The 21,356-nt window shown below is 64.8% G+C and carries 13 protein-coding genes and 3 rRNA genes; 7 read left to right on the top strand and 9 right to left on the bottom strand.

All coding sequences use genetic code 11. The features are described 5' to 3' along the window. Positions 1-14 precede the first annotated feature (14 nt). The 3 genes from J9315_RS14725 (at position 15) to rrf (ending at position 5,302) form a co-directional block, all read left to right on the top strand. Positions 15-1,542 (top strand): 16S ribosomal RNA (locus tag J9315_RS14725). 394 nt (positions 1,543-1,936) lie between these two features. After that, a 23S ribosomal RNA gene (locus J9315_RS14720) occupies positions 1,937-5,046 on the top strand. Between the two features lie 136 nt (positions 5,047-5,182). After that, a 5S ribosomal RNA gene (rrf, locus tag J9315_RS14715) occupies positions 5,183-5,302 on the top strand. Together the 16S, 23S and 5S rRNA genes form the textbook arrangement of a ribosomal RNA operon. 74 nt (positions 5,303-5,376) lie before the next feature. Here rrf and J9315_RS14710 read toward each other — a convergent pair. Next, positions 5,377-5,841 carry a GNAT family N-acetyltransferase gene (locus J9315_RS14710; protein WP_211978172.1) on the bottom strand — a complete coding sequence of 155 codons (465 nt, stop codon included), beginning with the start codon at positions 5,839-5,841 and terminating at the stop codon, positions 5,377-5,379. Positions 5,842-6,001: 160 nt separating this feature from the next. Between J9315_RS14710 and J9315_RS14705 the strand changes: the two genes are divergently transcribed. Continuing rightward, positions 6,002-7,063, top strand: a complete 1,062-nt coding sequence (locus J9315_RS14705; protein WP_249120919.1) for a DoxX family protein — start codon at positions 6,002-6,004, stop codon at positions 7,061-7,063. Positions 7,064-7,170: 107 nt separating this feature from the next. On the opposite strand, the gene J9315_RS14700 is transcribed toward J9315_RS14705, so the two are convergent. Continuing rightward, complete coding sequence (locus J9315_RS14700) at positions 7,171-8,367, bottom strand: DUF6882 domain-containing protein (RefSeq protein ID WP_211978171.1); 1,197 nt, start codon at positions 8,365-8,367, stop codon at positions 7,171-7,173. A gap of 203 nt (positions 8,368-8,570) precedes the next feature. Here J9315_RS14700 and J9315_RS14695 point away from each other — a divergent pair, with 203 nt between their 5' ends. The 3 genes from J9315_RS14695 to J9315_RS14685 all read left to right on the top strand — a co-directional run bounded on the left by J9315_RS14695 (position 8,571) and on the right by J9315_RS14685 (position 14,581). After that, positions 8,571-10,304: an ABC transporter ATP-binding protein gene (locus J9315_RS14695; protein WP_211978170.1), complete on the top strand. Its 1,734-nt coding sequence runs from the start codon at positions 8,571-8,573 to the stop codon at positions 10,302-10,304. A gap of 1 nt (position 10,305) precedes the next feature. Next, the gene (locus J9315_RS14690; RefSeq protein WP_249120918.1) at positions 10,306-12,591 is read left to right on the top strand and encodes an ABC transporter ATP-binding protein; all 2,286 of its coding nucleotides are present in this window, start codon (positions 10,306-10,308) and stop codon (positions 12,589-12,591) included. A 475-nt stretch (positions 12,592-13,066) separates the two neighbouring features. Then, positions 13,067-14,581 carry a hypothetical protein gene (locus J9315_RS14685; protein ID WP_211978169.1) on the top strand — a complete coding sequence of 505 codons (1,515 nt, stop codon included), beginning with the start codon at positions 13,067-13,069 and terminating at the stop codon, positions 14,579-14,581. A gap of 108 nt (positions 14,582-14,689) precedes the next feature. Here J9315_RS14685 and purQ read toward each other — a convergent pair whose 3' ends face one another. From purQ to J9315_RS14650, 7 genes are all read right to left on the bottom strand, one after another. After that, a complete protein-coding gene (gene purQ, locus J9315_RS14680) occupies positions 14,690-15,421 on the bottom strand; it encodes a phosphoribosylformylglycinamidine synthase subunit PurQ (protein ID WP_211978168.1) in 732 nt (243 codons plus the stop codon). Continuing rightward, on the bottom strand, positions 15,421-15,675 hold the full coding sequence (gene purS, locus J9315_RS14675) for a phosphoribosylformylglycinamidine synthase subunit PurS (RefSeq protein ID WP_137826828.1): 255 nt from the start codon (positions 15,673-15,675) through the stop codon (positions 15,421-15,423). Before purS ends, purQ begins: the two co-directional genes overlap by 1 nt. A 91-nt stretch (positions 15,676-15,766) precedes the next feature. Next, a complete protein-coding gene (locus J9315_RS14670; protein ID WP_211978167.1) occupies positions 15,767-17,179 on the bottom strand; it encodes an FAD-dependent oxidoreductase in 1,413 nt (470 codons plus the stop codon). A gap of 116 nt (positions 17,180-17,295) precedes the next feature. After that, positions 17,296-18,150, bottom strand: a complete 855-nt coding sequence (locus J9315_RS14665) for an ABC transporter permease (protein ID WP_232623832.1) — start codon at positions 18,148-18,150, stop codon at positions 17,296-17,298. Between the two features lie 2 nt (positions 18,151-18,152). Further along, positions 18,153-19,058 carry an ABC transporter permease gene (locus J9315_RS14660; protein ID WP_211978166.1) on the bottom strand — a complete coding sequence of 302 codons (906 nt, stop codon included), beginning with the start codon at positions 19,056-19,058 and terminating at the stop codon, positions 18,153-18,155. Continuing rightward, a complete protein-coding gene (locus J9315_RS14655; RefSeq protein ID WP_211978165.1) occupies positions 19,055-20,215 on the bottom strand; it encodes a spermidine/putrescine ABC transporter substrate-binding protein in 1,161 nt (386 codons plus the stop codon). The genes J9315_RS14660 and J9315_RS14655 overlap by 4 nt, the downstream gene beginning before the upstream one ends. Continuing rightward, positions 20,208-21,350: an ABC transporter ATP-binding protein gene (locus J9315_RS14650; protein WP_211978164.1), complete on the bottom strand. Its 1,143-nt coding sequence runs from the start codon at positions 21,348-21,350 to the stop codon at positions 20,208-20,210. The genes J9315_RS14655 and J9315_RS14650 overlap by 8 nt, the downstream gene beginning before the upstream one ends. Positions 21,351-21,356: the final 6 nt, after the last annotated feature.

Here is a 21,356-nt window from a genome sequence, read left to right as displayed (position 1 = left end):
GAAGTAAAAAGTTTTTTATGGAGAGTTTGATCCTGGCTCAGGACGAACGCTGGCTGCGTGCTTAACACATGCAAGTCGAACGCTGAAGCCCCAGCTTGCTGGGGTGGATGAGTGGCGAACGGGTGAGTAACACGTGAGTAACCTGCCCCTGACTTCGGGATAAGCCCGGGAAACTGGGTCTAATACCGGATATGACCTGTCCTCGCATGAGGGTGGGTGGAAAGTTTTTTCGGTTGGGGATGGGCTCGCGGCCTATCAGTTTGTTGGTGAGGTAATGGCTCACCAAGACGACGACGGGTAGCCGGCCTGAGAGGGCGACCGGCCACACTGGGACTGAGACACGGCCCAGACTCCTACGGGAGGCAGCAGTGGGGAATATTGCACAATGGGGGAAACCCTGATGCAGCGACGCAGCGTGCGGGATGACGGCCTTCGGGTTGTAAACCGCTTTCAGCAGGGAAGAAGCGAAAGTGACGGTACCTGCAGAAGAAGTACCGGCTAACTACGTGCCAGCAGCCGCGGTAATACGTAGGGTACGAGCGTTGTCCGGAATTATTGGGCGTAAAGAGCTCGTAGGTGGTTGGTCACGTCTGCTGTGGAAACGCAACGCTTAACGTTGCGCCTGCAGTGGGTACGGGCTGACTAGAGTGCAGTAGGGGAGTCTGGAATTCCTGGTGTAGCGGTGAAATGCGCAGATATCAGGAGGAACACCGGTGGCGAAGGCGGGACTCTGGGCTGTAACTGACACTGAGGAGCGAAAGCATGGGGAGCGAACAGGATTAGATACCCTGGTAGTCCATGCCGTAAACGTTGGGCACTAGGTGTGGGGGACATTCCACGTTCTCCGCGCCGTAGCTAACGCATTAAGTGCCCCGCCTGGGGAGTACGGTCGCAAGGCTAAAACTCAAAGGAATTGACGGGGGCCCGCACAAGCGGCGGAGCATGCGGATTAATTCGATGCAACGCGAAGAACCTTACCAAGGCTTGACATACACCAGACCGGCCTGGAAACAGGTCTTCCCCTTTGGGGTTGGTGTACAGGTGGTGCATGGTTGTCGTCAGCTCGTGTCGTGAGATGTTGGGTTAAGTCCCGCAACGAGCGCAACCCTCGTTCTATGTTGCCAGCACGTGATGGTGGGAACTCATAGGAGACTGCCGGGGTCAACTCGGAGGAAGGTGGGGATGACGTCAAATCATCATGCCCTTTATGTCTTGGGCTTCACGCATGCTACAATGGCTGGTACAAAGAGAAGCGAACCCGTGAGGGTCAGCGAATCCCTTAAAGCCAGTCTCAGTTCGGATCGTAGTCTGCAATTCGACTACGTGAAGTCGGAGTCGCTAGTAATCGCAGATCAGCAACGCTGCGGTGAATACGTTCCCGGGCCTTGTACACACCGCCCGTCAAGTCACGAAAGTCGGTAACACCCGAAGCCGGTGGCCTAACCAGTTTTCTGGAGGGGGCCGTCTAAGGTGGGACTGGTGATTGGGACTAAGTCGTAACAAGGTAGCCGTACCGGAAGGTGCGGCTGGATCACCTCCTTTCTAAGGAGCACACCAGTATGGTGCCCACCGATCAGAACCCGATCGTGGTTCGGGTGGGCTGCTCAAGGGTGGAACATCACATTTGTCGCTCGTCCAACCAGCGTTGTCGGGGTGATGTGCCTCGGGTGACGGTGGTGTGGGTGGCGGATAGAACGAGCACGCTGTTGGGTCCTGGAACCGCAAGTGTGGTTCCACAGGCCCCAACCCAACCCGCTGCTGGCAGTACTGCTGCCTGGTGTGGGGTGGTGTTTGGTAGTGGTTTGAGAATCGTATAGTGGACGCGAGCATCAAGCACCAGCCTTTTGGCTGGTGTGTAGTGTGATTTTCTTTGAGTCAAAAATTCTTAGTGTGATATTTTCGCGCACACGAACATAACCAACCCAGACTGGGTGGTGTGTGAGTGTGTAAGAGCGCATGGTGGATGCCTTGGCATCAGGAGCCGATGAAGGACGTGGAAATCTGCGATAAGCCTCGGGGAGCCGATAAACGGGCTGTGATCCGAGGATGTCCGAATGGGGAAACCCCGCCACACGTGAGTGTGGTGACCCGCACCTGAATATATAGGGTGTGTGGAGGGAACGCGGGGAAGTGAAACATCTCAGTACCCGTAGGAAGAGAAAATAAGAATGATTCCGGGAGTAGTGGCGAGCGAAACTGGATGAGCCTAAACCCTGACAGTGTGAGAGCGTGCTGGTGTTGCTGTTTGGGTGTTGTGGGGTGTGTGTGTTCGGTTCAGCATGACCGAGACGCTGATGTGTGTGATCTGTAGTCGAACCTGGTGGGAAACAGGACCGTAGTGGGTGAGAGTCCCGTAGACGAAACAGGTCACCCCGGTGTGATGCATGTCCCCGAGTAGCACGGAACTCGTGGAATTCCGTGTGAATCTGCCAGGACCACCTGGTAAGGCTAAATACTTCCTGATGACCGATAGCGGATCAGTACCGTGAGGGAATGGTGAAAAGTACCCCGGGAGGGGAGTGAAAGAGTACCTGAAACCATGTGCTTACAATCCGTCAGAGCCACCCTGGTTGTGGTGATGGCGTGCCTTTTGAAGAATGAGCCTGCGAGTTAGCGGTGCGTGGCGAGGTTAACCCGTGTGGGGTAGCCGTAGCGAAAGCGAGTCCGAACAGGGCGATATCAGTCGCGTGTCCTAGACCCGAAGCGGAGTGATCTAGCCATGGGCAGGGTGAAGCAGCAGTAAGATGTTGTGGAGGCCCGCACCCACTTCAGTTGAAAATGGAGGGGATGACCTGTGGTTAGGGGTGAAAGGCCAATCAAACTCTGTGATAGCTGGTTCTCCCCGAAATGCATTTAGGTGCAGCGTTGCGTGGTTCTTGCCGGAGGTAGAGCTACTGGATGGCTGATGGGCCCCACCGGGTTACTGACGTCAACTAAACTCCGAATGCCGGTAAGGTTCAGCGTGGCAGTGAGACAGTGGGGGATAAGCTTCATTGTCGAGAGGGAAACAGCCCAGACCATCAACTAAGGCCCCTAAGCGTGTGCTGAGTGGGAAAGGATGTTCAGTTGCGAAGACAACCAGGAGGTTGGCTTAGAAGCAGCCACCCTTGAAAGAGTGCGTAATAGCTCACTGGTCAAGTGATTGAGCGCCGATAATGTAGCGGGGCTAAGTACACCGCCGAAGTTGTGGCAGCACCACAGATAGCCGTAATGGTGTGGTGTTGGGTAGGGGAGCGTCGTGTCGCCAGTGAAGTCGCCGTGTGAACGAGTGGTGGAGGCGTCACGAGTGAGAATGCAGGCATGAGTAGCGAAAGACGGGTGAGAAACCCGTCCACCGGATGACCAAGGGTTCCAGGGCTAGGCTAATCCGCCCTGGGTAAGTCGGGACCTAAGGCGAGGCCGACAGGCGTAGTCGATGGACAACCAGTTGATATTCTGGTACCGACACACAACCGACAATACCAAAACACATGACACTAACTCCCCCGCGTGCCCGTGGTGCCTTCGGGTGCCTGGTTGGCATTGTGGGCGAGGACCTGAGTGTGGAGTCGGTCAGCGTGAGGTGTGACGCAGAAAGGTAGCCAGGCCACGCGATGGTTGTCGTGGTCTAAGGTCGTAGCACGTGGGGGTAGGCAAATCCGTCCCCACACGAGTGTGAGAGCTGATGGGCGCCCCACAATGGTGGGGTGATCTGGTGATCCTCTGCTGCCGAGAAAAGCATCGACGTGAGGGTGTGTGTTGCCCGTACCCTATAACCGACACAGGTGGTCAGGTAGAGAATACTAAGGTGATCGAGAGAATCGTGGTTAAGGAACTCGGCAAAATGCCCCCGTAACTTCGGGAGAAGGGGGGCCATCCTGGTGAAACACCCACGCGGTGTGGAGCTGGTGGTGGTCGCAGAGGCCAGAGAGAAGCGACTGTTTATTAAAAACACAGGTCCGTGCGAAGATGTAAGTCGATGTATACGGACTGACGCCTGCCCGGTGCTGGAAGGTTAAGAGGACCCGTTAACCCGTAAGGGTGAAGCGGAGAATTTAAGCCCCAGTAAACGGCGGTGGTAACTATAACCATCCTAAGGTAGCGAAATTCCTTGTCGGGTAAGTTCCGACCTGCACGAATGGCGTAACGACTTCTCTGCTGTCTCAACCACGAACTCGGCGAAATTGCATTACGAGTAAAGATGCTCGTTACGCGCAGCAGGACGGAAAGACCCCGAGACCTTCACTATAGTTTGGTATTGGGCTTCGGTGTGGTTTGTGTAGGATAGGTGGGAGATGTTGAAGCCTGGTCGCCAGATCGGGTGGAGTCGGCAAGTGAAATACCACTCTGACCATTCTGGATTCCTTAACTTCGGACCCTGATCGGGTTCAGGGACAGTGCCTGATGGGTAGTTTAACTGGGGCGGTTGCCTCCTAAAGAGTAACGGAGGCGCCCAAAGGTTCCCTCAGCCTGGTTGGCAATCAGGTGTCGAGTGTAAGTGCACAAGGGAGCTTGACTGTGAGACGGACGTGTCGAGCAGGAGCGAAAGCTGGGACTAGTGACCCGGCCATGGCTTGTGGAAGCGTGGTCGCTCAACGGATAAAAGGTACCTCGGGGATAACAGGCTGATCTTGCCCAAGAGTCCATATCGACGGCATGGTTTGGCACCTCGATGTCGGCTCGTCGCATCCTGGGGCTGGAGTCGGTCCCAAGGGTTGGGCTGTTCGCCCATTAAAGCGGTACGCGAGCTGGGTTTAGAACGTCGTGAGACAGTTCGGTCCCTATCCGCTGCGTGCGTAGGAAATTTGTGGAGGGCTGTCCTTAGTACGAGAGGACCGGGACGGACGAACCTCTGGTGTGCCAGTTGTACCGCCAGGTGCATGGCTGGTTGGCTACGTTCGGGAAGGATAACCGCTGAAAGCATCTAAGCGGGAAGCCTGCTCCGAGATGAGATTTCCATCCCTATTGGGGGGAGGTGCCCAGGAGAACACTGGGTTGATAGGCCGGGTATGGAAGCACTGTAAGGTGTGGAGTTGACTGGTACTAATACGCCGATCACTCACACAACCCATTAACGGGTTGGTGTGTGCGGGAGAAACATTAACGAGTTTTTGATTTGATCACATTGTGGTGTTCGCGTTCGCTGTGCGGTTCTTGGACCATTACCACACACAAGAGACGTGTGTGGGTGGTTTGTTGGTTTTGCGGTGGTGATAGTGGTGGGGAAACGCCCGGTTAACCGTTCCGATCCCGGTAGCTAAGCCCATGTCATGCTGATGGTACTGCAACTTGGTGGTTGTGGGAGAGTAAGTGACTGCCGCAATATTCTTTGGTGGGGGCACTCCTTTTTGGGGGTGCCCCCACTTTTTGCATTCACGACTGTCTCTGCCCCTATCGTCATGTCGTCAGCGACAGTGTCATGAAGACACTGTGCGGATCCGCTCGGTAGTTCCCGAAGGGCTCGGTTTCGACGAATCCGGCCTTGCGGTACAGGGCCCGCGCCGGCGCGAAGAACTCCATGCTCCCCGTCTCGAGGGACACCCGTTCGACCCCTCGCGAGCGCGCGTCACCGAGTGCATGCTCGAGCAGTCGGGACGCGACCCCTCTCCCGCGATGCACCGGAGAGGTCCGCATGCTCTTGATCTCCTCATGCCCGGGCTCAAGCTCGGCCAAGGCGATCGTGCCGACGAGGAAAGGCTCATCGTGTGCCGCCCACAGTCGCACACCAGGGCTCTGCAAACTGCTCGCATCGAGGGCATGCCGTGATTCCTCCGGGGCCGTCGGGGACATATCGGCGAGGTGCTGCTGGAGGAAATCGAGAAGGGCCGGATCGGAGAAGTCGGCCGGAGCGATCGTGATCATGGCTTCATTCAACGGTGCCACCGTCCCAGGGTCAATCCGCGCAGAACTCCATTCAGGCCCTCTCCTTCCTCTGGGCCCGGAACAGGGTGGGGTTTTCCCGCCCCTGGTCGGTGTGGATTCCGGATGGAGGGGACCGCCTCGGCGCGCATAGCCTGAAGCCATGCGCAACGACACAGCACCCACTCAGGTCCAGCCGGATGCCGACGATGCGGCGGCACGGCCATCACGGGCACGGTCGATCCTCCGCAGCGCACTCTGGGCGGCCCACTGGGTGCTCCGCATCTGGCTCGCGGGGTACCTGCTCATCTACGGCTGGTCGAAGGTCTACCTCGTCCAGATGGGCTACGCGGACTTCTCCGACGCTCTCGTCCAATACGGTGAGATGAGCCCGATGGGCGTGCTCTGGCGATTCATGGCATTCTCTCCCACGGTCCAGGTGCTCGCCGGCCTCGCCGAGGTGCTCGCGGCAGTCCTCCTCCTCTTCCGGCGCACCGTGTGGCTCGGCGCGCTCCTCGCCGCTGTCGACATGTCCGTCGTCTTCCTGCTCAACCTCACCTTCGACGTCCCGGTCAAGCAGCTGTCGGGCATCATGGCAGTCGCCGGAATCGTGCTGCTGGCCCCGAACCTCGTCCGCCTCGGCCGCTTCCTGCTCGGGCTGCCCACCGGCCGGCCCGTCCACGGCCGCATCTCGTCCCACCGGATCTTCGTCGCCGTCACGAAATGGACGTCACCCGCCCTCGCGCTCGTCCTCATCATCGGGTCGGGGGTAGCCTTCGGGCTCCGCGCGAACTGGGGTCAGCCCGACCCCGTGCCCGCAGTCGCCGGGGTCTACCGGGCGACGGACAGCGGCAGCCGCACCCTCGAGGGTGCCGAGATCAGCCAGGTCGCCTTCGGACAGAACGCGTTCGACGGCCGAGCGCGTCTGAGCATCCGCTACGCCGACGGGAGCTTCCAGGACGGCGGGTACACGGTGAGTGCCGCCGACACCGGGCCCGACGACAGCGGCCGGCTCGACGTCACCCTCTTCCCGAAGCTCGAAGGCGATCAGGGACTCGTCCGCGATCCGGTGCTCGAGACCACACTCGACTACGCGATCGACTCCTCGGGGCAGGTGCGGCTGACCGGCGACGGACTCGACGTCACCCTCGTCACCGACCCCGAACGGCGCTACCTCTTCGACCGCGAGTTCAGCTGGGAGCCGAGCGAGCCGATCAACCGGTGATTGACCGCGGTCCCGCGAAGCTGTGCGCGTATGACAAGCGATCCGCAGAGCGACTGAGGCGCCGCACCATCCGGTGCGGCGCCTCAGTGTCGGCAGCGGGGCGATGCTCAGCGGCCGAAGAGCCGCGAGAACAGCCCCTTCTTCTTCCCCTTGGGCTCGTCCGTCGTGGACTCCGCATCAGCTCGCTCAGCGGCATGCTCGTCCCGCTGAGCGGCGGGAGTCTCAGTCGGTGCCTCGGCCTCGGTGCGATCAGCAGGCGGCGCGGTCTCGGCTGCGGGAGCAGCCTCCTCGGTGGAGGACTCGCCGGCGGACGGCTGCCGCGACTCCGCAGGCTCGCTGCGACGGTCCGCGGCATCCTCGCCGACACCCTGCGCCGTGGACCCTGCCGGAGTGCCGACCCCTGTCGTCTCCGGGGCCCGCTCGTCCGCCGCGTCCCCTGCCGACGCCGCTGCCGCGGTCCCGGCCGACGCCGCTGCCGCCGGGGAGCGGTCCGCGTCGGCGGCCGCCGCGCGGTCCTGGGACCCAGCCGCAGGGGTGCCGGCGGCGGTCGACTGCTCCTGCGGCGCCGCCTCGGTGACGGTGATGCCGGTGATCCGGGAGAACTGGTCGGCCGCCTCGCCCTCGAGCGGGGCATGGACTTCGCAGTTGGAGATGCGGCTCTGCTCGTCGAAGCTGAGATCGGCGCTGCCGTCGGCGAAGAGCATGCGGACACCGCCGTCGGGCAGCTCGGCGGTCGGAATCCCGCGCCGGTCGGTGTACGCCGTGAGCGCGGCCCGATGATCGTCGACCGTCGTCTGCGTCAGCCCCTGCATGAGCGCCCGCACGGACGCCTTGACGGAGGGTGCGGGCAGGGCGAGGGCGGGGGAGTCGACGAGCACCCACACGGTCGTGCCGGCACCGGCGGCGGCCGGATAGTGCGCCCACTTGCCCGTCGCCTCCTTCGCCGCGAGCGTCAGCCGCAGGGCGAGCTCGTCGTCGAGGTCGATCTCCGGCGTGACGAGATCGCTGATGCCCTTCGCGGCACCGAACTTCCGCACCTCATGGGCGAGGCCGACGACCGCCTCGGGGAACCCGTTGATGTTCTCCCAGCCCCACAGCCACGTGCCCTGCGAACTCGATTCGGAGCCGACGAGGTGGGGGCGGGTGCGCAGCGGCTCCCCGCCTTCGACGTCGAAGGTCAGAGTGGGGTCTGCGGAGAAGTCCACCTCCCAGGCGGCGCCGGCGATGACGCTGCCGAAGTGCGTCTGCATCTCCGTGGAGAGGAAGACGGCGCGATTGACGAGATCCTGCAGTGTTGTGCTCATGATTTCCAGCCTACGGGGACGTGTCGAAGATGCGAGGAGGCACGCGGAACCGGCGTCCGTGTCAGTGCCGCGTGGTCCACTGGATTCGAGAACAGTACCATGGCACGCTCTTGCGAAGGAGGACGATCGATGTAGGATGGTTCGTTGCGCTCTTCCAACTCATGACGCCCTCAAGTCGGCTTCTCACATCCAGGACGGACACTGTGGCACTTCTGCGCCTCACCCTGAAATACGCGAAATCCTATTGGCTCTTCATCGCCTTCGTCGTCATCCTCCAGCTGGCCTCGACGATCGCCGCTCTCTACCTGCCCAGCCTCAACGCCCGGATCATCGACGAAGGCGTCGCCGCCGGCAACACCGACTTCATCTGGTCGACGGGCATGACGATGCTCATCGTCTGCTTCGTCCAGGTCATCACCGCGGTCACCGCGATCTTCTTCGGTGCCCGCACCGCGATGGGCGTGGGCCGCGACATCCGCCGCGCGATCTACAGCCATGTCGACAGCCTCTCGACCCTCGAGGTGGGGAAGTTCGGCAGCGCGACCCTCATCACCCGCAACACCAATGACGTGCAGCAGGTGCAGATGCTCGTGCTCATGACGCTCAACTTCATGGTCTCGACCCCGATCATGTGCATCGGCGGCATCATCATGGCCCTGCGCGAGGATGCGGGACTGTCCTGGCTCGTCTGGGTCTCCGTGCCGACCCTCTTCATCGTCGTCGGCATCCTCGTCGTCCTCCTCATGCCGCTCTTCCGCCGCATGCAGGATCAGGTCGACGACATCAACGGCGTCCTCCGTGAGCAGATCACCGGCATCCGCGTCATCCGCGCCTTCGTCCGCGAGCCCTTCGAAGCCGACCGGTACGCCGACGCGAACCGCGCCCTGACCGAGACCTCCGTCAAGGTCGGCAACCTCTTCGTCCTCATGTTCCCCGCGATCATGATGATCCTCCACATCGCCACCGCCGCCGTGCTCTGGTTCGGCGGCCACCGCGTCGATGCGGGTCAGATGGAGGTCGGCTCGCTCACCGCGTTCCTCCAGTACCTCCTCCAGATCCTCGTCGCCGTGATGATGGGCGTGTTCATGATGATGATGATCCCGCGCGCCGTCGTCTGCGCCGAGCGCATCTGCGAAGTCCTCGAGACCACCTCGTCGATGGTCGTCCCCGACGGCGTCGACGAACTCCCGCGCCGAGGCGAGCTGGAGTTCCGGAATGTCACCTTCGGCTATCCCGGAGCCGAGGTCCCCGTCCTCGAGGACCTCTCGTTCACGGCACGACCGGGCACGACGACGGCGATCATCGGATCGACCGGTTCCGGCAAGTCGACGATCGTGGGACTCATCCCGCGCCTCATCGACCCGCAGTCTGGTCAGGTGCTCATCGACGGAACACCGGTCAGCGCCTTCAACCGTCACCAGCTCGCCGAGGTCGTCGGCCTCGTGCCGCAGAAGCCCTACCTGTTCTCCGGCACGATCGCCTCGAACCTGCGCTTCGGCAGCGAGCACGCCGACGACGCGCAGCTGTGGGAGGCGCTGGAGACCGCGCAGGCCGCGGACTTCGTCGCCGAGAAGCCGGGCGGGCTCGACGAGAGCGTCTCCCAGGGCGGCACGAACTTCTCCGGCGGCCAGCGGCAGCGCCTCTGCATCGCCCGCGCGCTCGCCGCGAAACCGCTCGTCTACGTCTTCGACGATTCGTTCTCCGCGCTCGACGTCGCCACCGACGCCCGACTGCGCGAGGCCCTGGCCGAGACGACGGGGGAGGCGACGGTCATCGTCGTCGCCCAGCGCGTGTCGACGATCCGCGAGGCCGACCGGATCCTCGTCCTCGACGACGGGAAGATCGTCGGCCGCGGCACCCACGACGAACTGCTCGAGACGAACCCGACCTATCAGGAGATCGTCGAATCCCAGCTGACCGCGGAAGGAGTGAACTGACATGGCGAAGAAGGATCCCGTCGACACGACGACCGCAGAGACGTCCGGCACGACCGCTGCCGCCACCGCCGAGGCCGAACTCGCCGAGGACTTCATCCCCTCCGAGGCCGACGGAGACATGTTCGGAGGCACCCCGCCGCGGAAGGCCAAGCACTTCTGGCCCTCGGTCAAGCGCCTCTTCGGACTCATGGCCGACGAGAAGGCGGGACTCGTCAAGGTCGTCCTCCTCGTCATCGGCTCGGTCGTCCTCACCGTCATCGCCCCGAAGGTGCTCGGCAAGGCGATGGACGTCGTCTACTCCGGAGTCATCGGCTCCCAGCTGCCGGCGGGCGCGAACATCGAGGACATCATCGCCGGTGCCCGTGCCGAAGGCCGCGACGACTACGCCGACATGCTCGCGACCGCCGGCGTCGTCCCCGGTCAGGGCATCGACTTCACGGCACTCGGGCAGATCATCATCATCGTCCTCCTCATGTACCTGGTCGCCTCGATGCTCATGTGGGCGCAGGGCTACATCCTCAACGCCCTCGTCATGCGCGTCGTCTACCGCCTGCGTGAGGACATCGAGCGCAAGATCAACCGGCTCCCGCTGCGGTACTTCGACACGCGGCAGCGCGGCGATGTCATGTCGCGGGTGACGAACGACGTCGACAACATCCAGCAGGCCCTCCAGCAGGCGTTCTCCCAACTCGTCCAATCGGCGCTGACGATCGTCGGCATCGGCGTGATGATGTTCATCGTCTCGTGGCAGCTCGCGCTGCTCGCTTTCATCGCCCTGCCGCTGTCGGCGATCATCGCCGGCGTCATCGGCTCCCAGGCGCAGAAGAAGTTCAAGGCGCAGTGGAAGTACACCGGTGAGGTCAACGGCCACGTCGAGGAGTCGTTCTCGGGGCTCGACGTCGTGCGGGCCTTCGGCCGCGACAAGGTCATGCTCGACGAGTTCGACCGCCGCAACGAAGAGCTCTACGCCGCATCGTCGGGGGCCCAGTTCGTCTCCGGGATGATCATGCCCTCGATGCAGTTCGTGTCGTACCTCAGCTACGTCCTCATCGCCGTCGCCGGCGGCCTGCGGGTCGCCTCGGGACAGATGACGCTCGGCGATGCGACCGCGTTCATCCAGTACTCGCGGGAGTTCTCGCAGCCGATCTCGGAGATGGCCGGAGTGGCGAACATGCTCCAGTCCGGTGTCGCCTCGGCCGAGCGCACCTTCGAACTCCTCGACGCCGACGAGGAGGAGCCCGACGAGGCGACGGCCGCGCTGCCTCCGCGGACTCCCGGGCGAGTCGACTTCTCGCATGTCAGCTTCCGCTACACCGAGGACACCCCGCTCATCGAGGATGTCTCCTTCACCGCTGATCCCGGCCACACGGTCGCGATCGTCGGTCCCACGGGCGCCGGCAAGACGACGCTGGTCAACCTCGTCATGCGCTTCTACGAGCTCACCGGCGGGACGATCTACCTCGACGGGGTCGACATCCGCGACCTCACCCGTGCCGACCTCCGGTCGCACGTGGGCATGGTGCTCCAGGATGCCTGGCTGTTCGAAGGCTCGATCCGCGACAACATCCGGTACGGACGACTCGACGCCACCGACGAGGAGGTCATCGACGCCGCGAAGGCGACGATGGTCGACCGCTTCGTCCGGCAGCTGCCCGACGGCTACGACACCGTCATCGACGCCGACGGCGGCAGCGTCTCCGCCGGTGAGCGCCAGCTCATCACGATCGCCCGGGCGTTCCTCGCCGATCCCTCGCTGCTCATCCTCGACGAGGCGACCTCGTCGGTGGACACCCGCACCGAGCTGCTCGTGCAGCAGGCGATGGCGGCCCTGCGCACCGACCGGACGTCGTTCGTCATCGCGCACCGGCTCTCGACGATCCGCGATGCCGACACCATCCTCGTCATGGAGAACGGTGCGATCGTCGAACACGGCAACCACGAGGAGCTCCTCGCCGCCGAGGGCGCGTACTACCGCCTCTACATGTCGCAGTTCCGAGGTGAGGATGCCGAGGAGCACTTCACCGCTGAGGTCCTCGCCGAGGCGGAGACCGAGCCGGGGCTCGCCGCCGATGCCGCGGCGCTGGCCGATGACGCCGGCGACGCCGCAGTGGCCGAGGAGCCTACCGCTGGGTCGACGGAGCCTGCTGCTGGGTCGACGGAGGCTGCCGCTGGGGCGGGGGAGTCAGGCGAGGTCGGGGACGAGTCCGGCGTGCGGAACGACGCAACGACCGACCCGGGCGGGCGCTCGGAGGCTCAGCCGCCGCTCGGCGGGAGGGGAACGGACTGACCGAACCGAGGCGCTGACGCCTGCAGCAGGCCCCGACCAGCGGAGCAGCCGGCCTCGTCCCGTGGGTGCGCACACCCCCTTCGCGGCGCGCATGTCAACAGGTTCCGGTGGTAACGATTTTCCGGCTCCGACGGCAGGGTCTGCCGAATCGTGATCTCGGCATGGCGGCCTGTGCGAAGTCCTCGGATCGTCCGACACCGGCAGTCCGACGGCCTGCGGATCGAGCGGAGAATCCGGTGCCACCTGGGCCACCGGGTTGCCGGCGTGCGAGCAGCGCCGAGGCCCGCGACGGACCCCGCCGTGCGCGCCGATCATCCGAACAGTGACGAAACAATAACAGCACGCCGTGACCTGCATCACAGAATCGTCATGAACTCAATGTTCATAAGTCCCCGGTCGCGGCGCACAGACGTAGTGTCCTCGACAAGCAGCCACGAGCACCGTGGCAGCTCCAGGCCCCGCTGGAAGGACGATCATGAAACGCCTCATCCTCGCGACGACGGTGGCACTCGCCGTCGCCACCATGGGCTCCCTCCCGGCCGCCGCCTCCCTGGCAGCGGACGGAGCAGCGGGGCAGACAACCCTCATGGCGATGCCGGATCCCGACGGCACCGCCGACGGCGGAACCCCGCCCGGCGACACCACGGACACGGGCACCGACACCGGCACGGACACCGGCACCGATGACTCCACGTCGCAGGGAACCGACGACAGCTCCGGCGGTGACATGAGCACTGCCGATACCTCGGGCAGCGACGACTCCACCGGCGGCGATGACTCGTCCGGCGCGACGGACGAAGCCGCGACCGATGGCTCCACCGATCCCTCGACTCCCGCAGAAGCGGACGTCGAAGGCACCCCCACCGAGACCCCGACCGAATCCCCCACAGATGAGCCGATCGACGCCACCATGTACCTCGAGTCCGATGAGGTCACGGTGTCGGACCTCAACGACCCCGACAAAGGCATTCGATTCTTCGTCGACGGTGTCCTCGCAGGAGATGACATCGGATGGGGCGACGGCGACGGCACTCATGCAACCGTGGACTCCGACGGTTCGTTCACCGGTGTGTACTACACCGAGGGCGCCTACGAGCCCGGCGACACCGTCACGGTGACCGTCAGCGTTCAGCGCGGCGACCAGAACGAGACGTATTCGGCCAGCGCCACCGTCGTCGGTGACGAGACCGAGCCGCCGCCATCGGGCACGACTCTCGACATCACCCCGGGTTCGCAGCAGGTCTCCGACTTCCTCACCAGCGGTGTGACCGTGATGATGTCCGGCTGCCGGATGGATTCCGACGTCAACATCATGATCACCACCGCCTATGACCCGGATACCGTGGTCTTCGAAGCGAGCCAGGAAGCTGGTGAGGACACCGCCGCCGTGGTGACCTGGGTGCCCGAGGTCGGCGATACCGACCCGGTCGCATTCATCGGGCGATACCTCGTCACGGCCGATTGCGGTGACATGTTCCAGGAGGGCACGTTCACCGTCACCGCGGACGGCGATGAGACCCTTGAGCCGACCCTCTCGGTCTGGCCTGAGACGATCTCCGGCGCCGACTTCGTCAACCGCGACAAGGGCGTGACGATGGCAGTCGTCGACTGCCTGGTCGCCGATGAGGTCCGCTTCCAGGTCTGGAACAGCAGCGACGTCCTCCTCTACGACCGGACGGCCCCGGCCGACGGCGGCGATGTCGCCGCGGTGCAGACCTACGGTTTGGAGAACGATCCCGCGGCGTACGTCGGCAAGTACACCGTCCAAGCCACCTGCGGCGACTACGTCATGAACAGCGGGTTCACGGTCACCGGCTCCGGTGGCGGTGGCGGCGGCGGAAACGGCGGGGGCGGTTCCGGCGGCGGCAACAACGGGTCGATGCCCCGCACCGGTGCAGAACTCACCGGCCTCGGCGCCGGCGCCATCCTCATCCTCGCAGGAGCGGGAGCGGTCCTCTTCGCCCGCCGCCGCGGACAGATGAAGGGATGACAGAACTCCCGTCAGGTCGGTGACTCGTCCCGGCCGGACGGCGAAACGAGATCGGTCCCGGTCCCCGAGGTTGAGTCGGGGAACCGGGACCGATTCGCGTGTCTGCGCTCAGCGGGACGCGAGCAGAGTGCGCACGGCGGACGAGAAGAACCCCTGCCCGTCGACGCCGGTGCTCGCGGGGCCGTAGCCGGCCTCGACCGCGTGCTCGGGATGGGGCATGAGTCCGACGACGTTGCCCGCTTCGTTCGTGATGCCGGCGATGTCGCGCAGCGAGCCGTTGGGGTTGAGGCCCTGGTAGCGGAAGACGACGCGACCGGTCGCCTCGAGCTCGTCGAGCACCTCGTCGGTGGCGACGTAGCCGCCCTCGCCGTTCTTCAGCGGGATCGTGATCGTCTGGCCCTGCTCGTAGTCGCCGGTCCACGCGGTGTCCGCGTTCTCGACGAGGAGATCCTGGTCGCGGCAGACGAAGTGCTGCTCCTCGTTGCGGATGAGCGCACCGGGCAGAAGATGGGACTCGCAGAGGACCTGGAAGCCGTTGCAGATGCCGAGCACCGGCATGCCGGCGTTCGCGGCCGCGACGACGGCGTCCATGATCGGGGCGAAGCGGGCGATCGCTCCGGCCCGCAGGTAGTCCCCGTAGGAGAACCCGCCGGGCAGGATGACTGCATCGACGCCGGAGAGCGTCGAGTCGGCGTGCCAGAGATTGACCGCCGAGGCGCCCGCGAGGGTGACCGCGCGCGCTGCGTCCCGGTCATCGAGGGTGCCGGGGAACGTGACGACGCCGATCCTCGGACCGGACGCCGAGGCCGTCGCGGAGTCGGTCGCGGCGGTGGCCGTCATCAGGCGTCCTCGGCGACGCGGACGGCGACGACGTTCTCGATGACGGGGTTCGACAGGAGAGTCTCGGCGGCTTCGCGCGCCTGGGCGAGCACCTCGTCGGTGGCTTCTCCCTCGACCTCGAGTTCGAAGCGCTTGCCCTGCCTGACCTCACCGAAACCGGGGAACCCCAGTCGAGCGAGACCACCGGAGATCGCTTTGCCCTGCGGGTCGAGGATCTCGGGCTTGGGCATCACTTCAACGACGACACGTGCCATGCGTGTTTGACTCCTTCACAACGGGGCGCGGGAGCTCCTCCCGCGCTCGGCAGAAGTCTATCAAGCGCGCAGAGGAGCCCCGCGGGGAGGCTCAGGAGTCGAAGCCCATGCCGACGGCGTCGAGGACCTTGAGCAGCGGGCCGCGCCTGCCCTGGTTCTCATCGGCCTTGATGAGAGCGTTCGTCGTCATCCTGATGCCGAGCCACGCCACCGGTTCGGGCGGGAACGGCAGCGGCCGCCTGCGCACCATCTCCAGCTGCGTCAGCTCGGTCTCCTCACCGGAGAGCAGGTCGAGCATGACGGTGCCGGCGAACCGGGAGGCACCGACGCCGAGGCCGGTGAACCCGGCCGCCATCGCGACCTTCCGGTCGTAGGCGGTGACGAAGAACGCGAAGAACCGGGAGCACGTGTCGATGGCCCCACCCCACTTGTGGGTGAACTTCACGTCCGCCAGCTGCGGGAACGTCTCGAAGAAGTGCCGGGCGAGGGTTTCGAAGGTCTCCCGGTTCTGGTCGTACTTCCACGACACCTGCCGCCCGTAGTGGTAGACGGCGTCCCAGCCGCCGAAGAGGATGCGGTTGTCGGCCGTGAGCCGGTAATAGTGGAAGCGGTTCGCGCAGTCGCCGATGCCCTGCCGGCCCTCCCAGCCGATCGCCGCCATCTGGTCGTCGCTGAGCGGTTCGGTCATCAGCGCATAGTCGTAGACGGGCACGGTGTGGAGGCTCGCTCGCTTGAGGAGGGAGGGGAAGACGTTCGTCGCCAGCGCCACCCGCTGCGCCGTGATCGTCGCCGCTCCGGCCGCCGTGGCGGCACCGGAGACCGGTTCGGTGGTCACCGCGACCGTCTGCTTCCGGTCGCTGACGTCGGTGACCTTCGTGCCCTCGTAGACCTCGACGCCGAGGTCCCGGATGACGCGCAGCAGCTCCCAGCACAGCTTCGCCGGGTTGAGCATCGCGACCTCCCGCGAGTCCCACAGCGCGCCCTTGTACGTCGGGGACTTCACGATCGTCGCGAGCTCCTCCTGGGTGAGGAAGACGAACCCGGCATCGGGGTCGTGGGCCTCCCGCAGGCCGGGGACCTGGTAGTCCTCGGTCGCGACGTCGAGTTCGCCGGTGCGTTCGAACTCGCAGTCCATGCCGTAGCGGGAGACGGCGGCCTCGATCGCGTCGAGGTTCTCCCGGCCGAGGGCTGCCAGGCGCTCGTTCTCCGCCGGCAGGTGCGACTCGCCGTTGTCGTAGCCGTGGGTGAGGCTGGCTGCGCAGAACCCGCCGTTGCGGCCTGAGGCCGCCCAGCCGACGGTGTTCGCCTCGAGGAGGACGACGTGCCGGTCGGGGTCGCGCTCCTTCGCCTGGAGGGCCGTCCACAGCCCGGTGAACCCGCCGCCGACGACGACGAGATCGGCCTCGAGGTCCCGTGCCAGCGGCGGCAGCGGCTGCGGCCGGGCGTCGGTGTCGAGCCAGAACGGAACGGTGGAGGCGTCGGCCAATGCGGCTTTGACGTCCATGTCACTTCGCTTTCTGCCTTGCGGCATCGCTTCTGCCTGCCGACGGTCGGTCCGCCGAACGGCACTGGTGGTGCTGGAATGATGGTCGCTGGTGGGGATGCGCACCGCCTCGGCGCTCATCCTGCCATGGTCTTGATGATCTCCGTCGAACTGCCGCCGGACCGGCGCAGCGCGAGCGCGCAGATCGCCAGGGCGATGAGCGTGAGGACGAACATCAGCGTCGAGATCGCCGCCACCTCGGGGCGCAGGGCCACCTTGACGGCGGAGAAGATGTAGACCGGCCACGGCGTCGAGCCCGGCAGCTGCACGAAGCTCGAGAGGATCGTGTTGTCGAGGCTGAGCGTGAACGCCATGAGGGCGCCGGCGAAGATGCCGGGGGCCGCGATCGGCAGGGTGACCGAACGGAACGTCGCCCACGAGGTCGCCCCGAGATCCGCCGAGGCCTCCTCGAGCTGCCGGTTCATCCCCGCCAGCCGCGCCCGCACGATGAACGTGACGACGGCCATCGAGAACATCGCATGGGAGATGATGAGGCGGACCATGCCGGAGTTGAACGGGGTGAGGCCCCAGTCGACGCCGAGGGTGACGAACCACGGCAGGAACGCGATGCCGTCGACGATCTCCGGGGTGAAGAGCGTGATGCCGAGGACAACGGTGAGGCCGACGGCCCACCACACGCCGCTCTTCGCCCGGGCCAGGGCGACCCCGCCGAGGGTGCCGAAGAACGTGGCGACGAGCGACGAGCCGACGGCCGCCTGGAGGCTCGTGATCACCGAGTTGACGATCGTGTCGTTGCTCAGGCCCGAGGTGTAGGCGCGGAAGCCGAACTCGTCGAAGTTCGCGAGCACCGTGCCGTTGTTGAACGAGTACGCGACGATGACGATGATCGGCAGGAAGAGGTAGATGAAGACGAGGACGCCCCAGATCGTGAGCAGCCGGTCGGTGAGCGGTCGATGTGCTGTGAACGCCATGGTCATGCCTTCCCGTTGGTCAGCGGAACGCTGTTCGTGCGCGCCGCGATGAGCTGCCCGACCTTGAGGATCGCGAAGCCGACGCCGACGACGATGAGCGTGGAGATGATGAGGATGACCGCCATGGCCGCCCCGAGCGCCCAGTCCTGAGCGGCGTTGAACTGCTCGGCGATGAGCTGCCCGACCATCGATCCGCTCGCCCCGCCGAGGACCGTCGCAGTGACGTAGTCGCCGTTGAGCGGGATGAAGACGAGCAGGCAGCCGGAGATCACGCCCGGCATCGCCATCGGCAGGGTGACCCGGAGGAACGTCTTCACCTTGCCCGCGCCGAGGTCGTAGCTGGCTTCCCGCAGCTTCTGGCCCGACCGGTCGATCGCGACGAAGAGGGGCAGGATCATCAGCGGCAGGTAGTTGTAGACGACGCCGATCTGCACCGCGGCATGGGTGTAGAGGATGTCGAGCCGGTCCTCGGTGAGGCCGAGGCTCATCAGCCCCTCGGAGACGAACCCGTTGGGGGAGAGGATGATCTGCCAGCCCAGGGTGCGCACGAGGAAGTTCGTCCAGAACGGCACCATGACGAGGGCGAGAGCCAGCCCCCGGTGGGCCGGGGCGATCTTCACCGCGATCCAGTAGGCGAACGGCAGGGCGATGATGAGGCAGAGGAACGTCCCGAGCAGGGAGATCCGCAGGGTGGCGAGGAACGTCGAGATGAACGCCGGGGTGAGCGCCTCGGGGAAGCGGTCGAAGCTGAGCTCATCGAGCGAGACCGCGGTGTAGATGTCGGGTTTGTACCCGAAGCTGAAGAAGATCACCATCGCCACCGGGATGACGAAGAAGAAGACGACGTAGGCCCAGGTCGGGAACGACAGGGCCGCCGCCCCGAAGATTCTGTTGCGCAGCGGGATCATGCTCCCGACCTCCTCTTGGCCTCGGTGAGTGTGTCGACGAGCAGCTGGATCTTGTCGTTGAAGACCCCGGCCTCGAGCCGGTCGAGGACCTCCTGCGGCGGGAAGATCATGTCGAGGCCTTCGACACCGGCTTCCTTCGCCTTCTCCTCGGAGCCCTGCACGCCGATCGGGTAGCCGATGTACTCGATCTGCTCGAGCGAATTGGCGGGATCGATCATGAAGTTGATGAACGCATGTGCCGCGTCGGGATGTGGTGCCCCCGTCGCGATCGCCCACGTGTCCATCCAGAGGTTCGCCGAGGGAGTCGGGAAGACGAACTTCCAGTTCTCGGGATCCTCGACCTCGCCGAAGCCCTGCCGGGCGTCGCCGTTGTAGGAGTGCATGAGCGTGAAGCTGCCCTGGATGATGCCCGTCGAGGCGCTGCCGAAGTACGCCCGCACATGCGGGGCGACCTGGTCGACGATGATCGCTCGCGCCTCGGCGATCTCCTGTTCGTTCGTCGTGTTGATGCTGTAGCCCAGGCTCGTCAGACCGATCGAGGAGACCTCGAGCGCATCGTCGAGGAGCGAGGTCTTGCCCGAGGCCTCGTTCTGGGCGGCGTCGATGAAGTCCTGCCACGACGTCATCTCCCGGGTGATGACGTCGGTGCGGTACGCGTACCCGGTCGTGCCCCACGCCTTGCAGATCGTGAACTCGTTGTTCGGGTCGACGTCCTGGTGGATGAAGTTCGGGTCCATCGTCTGGAAGTTCGGGATGAGGGAGAGGTCGAGCGGTTGGAGGAGATCGTGGCTGGTGAACCGGGAGAGCTGCGAACCGGTGGGGACGACGACGTCGTAGCCGGAGGTCCCGCGGCTCGAGGAGAGCTTCGCGATGAGCTCCTCGTTCGACCCGTACGAGTCGACCTGGAGGAGGACGTCGAAGTCGTCGCGGAATCTCGAGAGCAGGTCGGGGGAGTCGTAGTCGCCCCACGTGTAGAGGTTGAGCTTGTCCTCGAGCTCCCCGTCGGTGGGCGGGGAGGCGGCCATGCCCGTGGAGCTGCCGCAGGCGGAGAGCGCCCCGAGGCCGATGACGCCGATGCCCGCGAGCGCTGCCCGGCGGGTGATGCGCCGGGCGGCGGCCGGTGGGGCGAGGACGGAGACGGGCTGCTGCTCACTCATCGGCGAACACCGCCACGGCATCCTCGTCCCACGACAGGGCCACCTCGTCGCCGTGATCGAAGATCGTCGCCCCCGACGCCGGCACCCGGGCGAGGAGCTCATCATTCGACCCGGCCTTGACCATGTACTGGAGGACATCGCCGAGGTAGGACGTCGAGATGACGGTCGCGACCGCCGTGTTCGGGCGGGTCCCCGCACTCGGGTCGACCGCGGAGACGCGCAGCCGCTCGGGCCGGATCGCCGCGCGCACGGTCATTCCCGTCGTCAGGGGAGCCGTCGTCTCAGCGGTCGCGGTGCCCGCCGTCGCGGGCCGCTGGGCCAGCGCCGAGGTGCGCAGGACCGCGTTCTCACTGCGCAGATCCGCATGACCGGGCCCCACCTCGGCGACGGTGACGGGAACGAAGTTCTGCTTGCCGATGAACCCGGCGACGAAGCCGTTGTTCGGGGCCGCGTAGATCTCCTCCCCGGAGCCCACCTGCTGGACGACGCCGTCGTACATGACGACGATCCGGTCGCTCATCGCCAGCGCCTCCTCCTGGTCGTGGGTGACGAAGACGAAGGTCGTGCCGAGTCCCGCGTGGAGGCGCTTGAGCTCGAGCTGCATCTCCTCGCGCAGCTTCCGGTCGAGGGCGGACATCGGCTCATCGAGGAGGAGCACCTTGGGCCGGTTGACGAGCGCCCGGGCCAGGGCGATGCGCTGCTGCTGGCCGCCGGAGAGCTGTTCGGGCTTGCGCCCGGCGAACTCCTCCATGCGCACCAGCGAGAGGACCTCGCGGACCCGGTCGGCGATCTCGGCCTTCGGGGTCTTCGACTGTTTGAGCCCGTAGGCGATGTTGTCGGCGATGTTCATGTGCGGGAAGAGCAGGTAGGACTGGAACACCGTGTTGACCGGCCGCTTGTGGGGCGGACGGCCGACGAGGTCGGTGCCGCCGAGGAGGATCTGGCCAGCGGTCGGGTACTCGAAGCCGGCGATCATCCGCAGCAGCGTCGTCTTCCCGCAGCCCGAGGGCCCGAGGAGGGAGAGGAACTCGCCTTCGCGGACCGTGAGATCGAGCTTCTCGATCGCGGTCACGCCGCCGAAGTCCTTCTTCACTCCGCGGATCTCGAGATCCCCGGATCGTTCTTCTGTGGTCATGGCTGC

The sequence above is a fragment of the Brevibacterium sp. W7.2 genome, from assembly GCF_018137945.1.
Lineage (GTDB): Bacteria > Actinomycetota > Actinomycetes > Actinomycetales > Brevibacteriaceae > Brevibacterium > Brevibacterium sanguinis.
The sequence above is the reverse complement of the archived record's forward strand: the minus strand, read 5'-3'. Positions and strand labels throughout refer to the sequence as shown.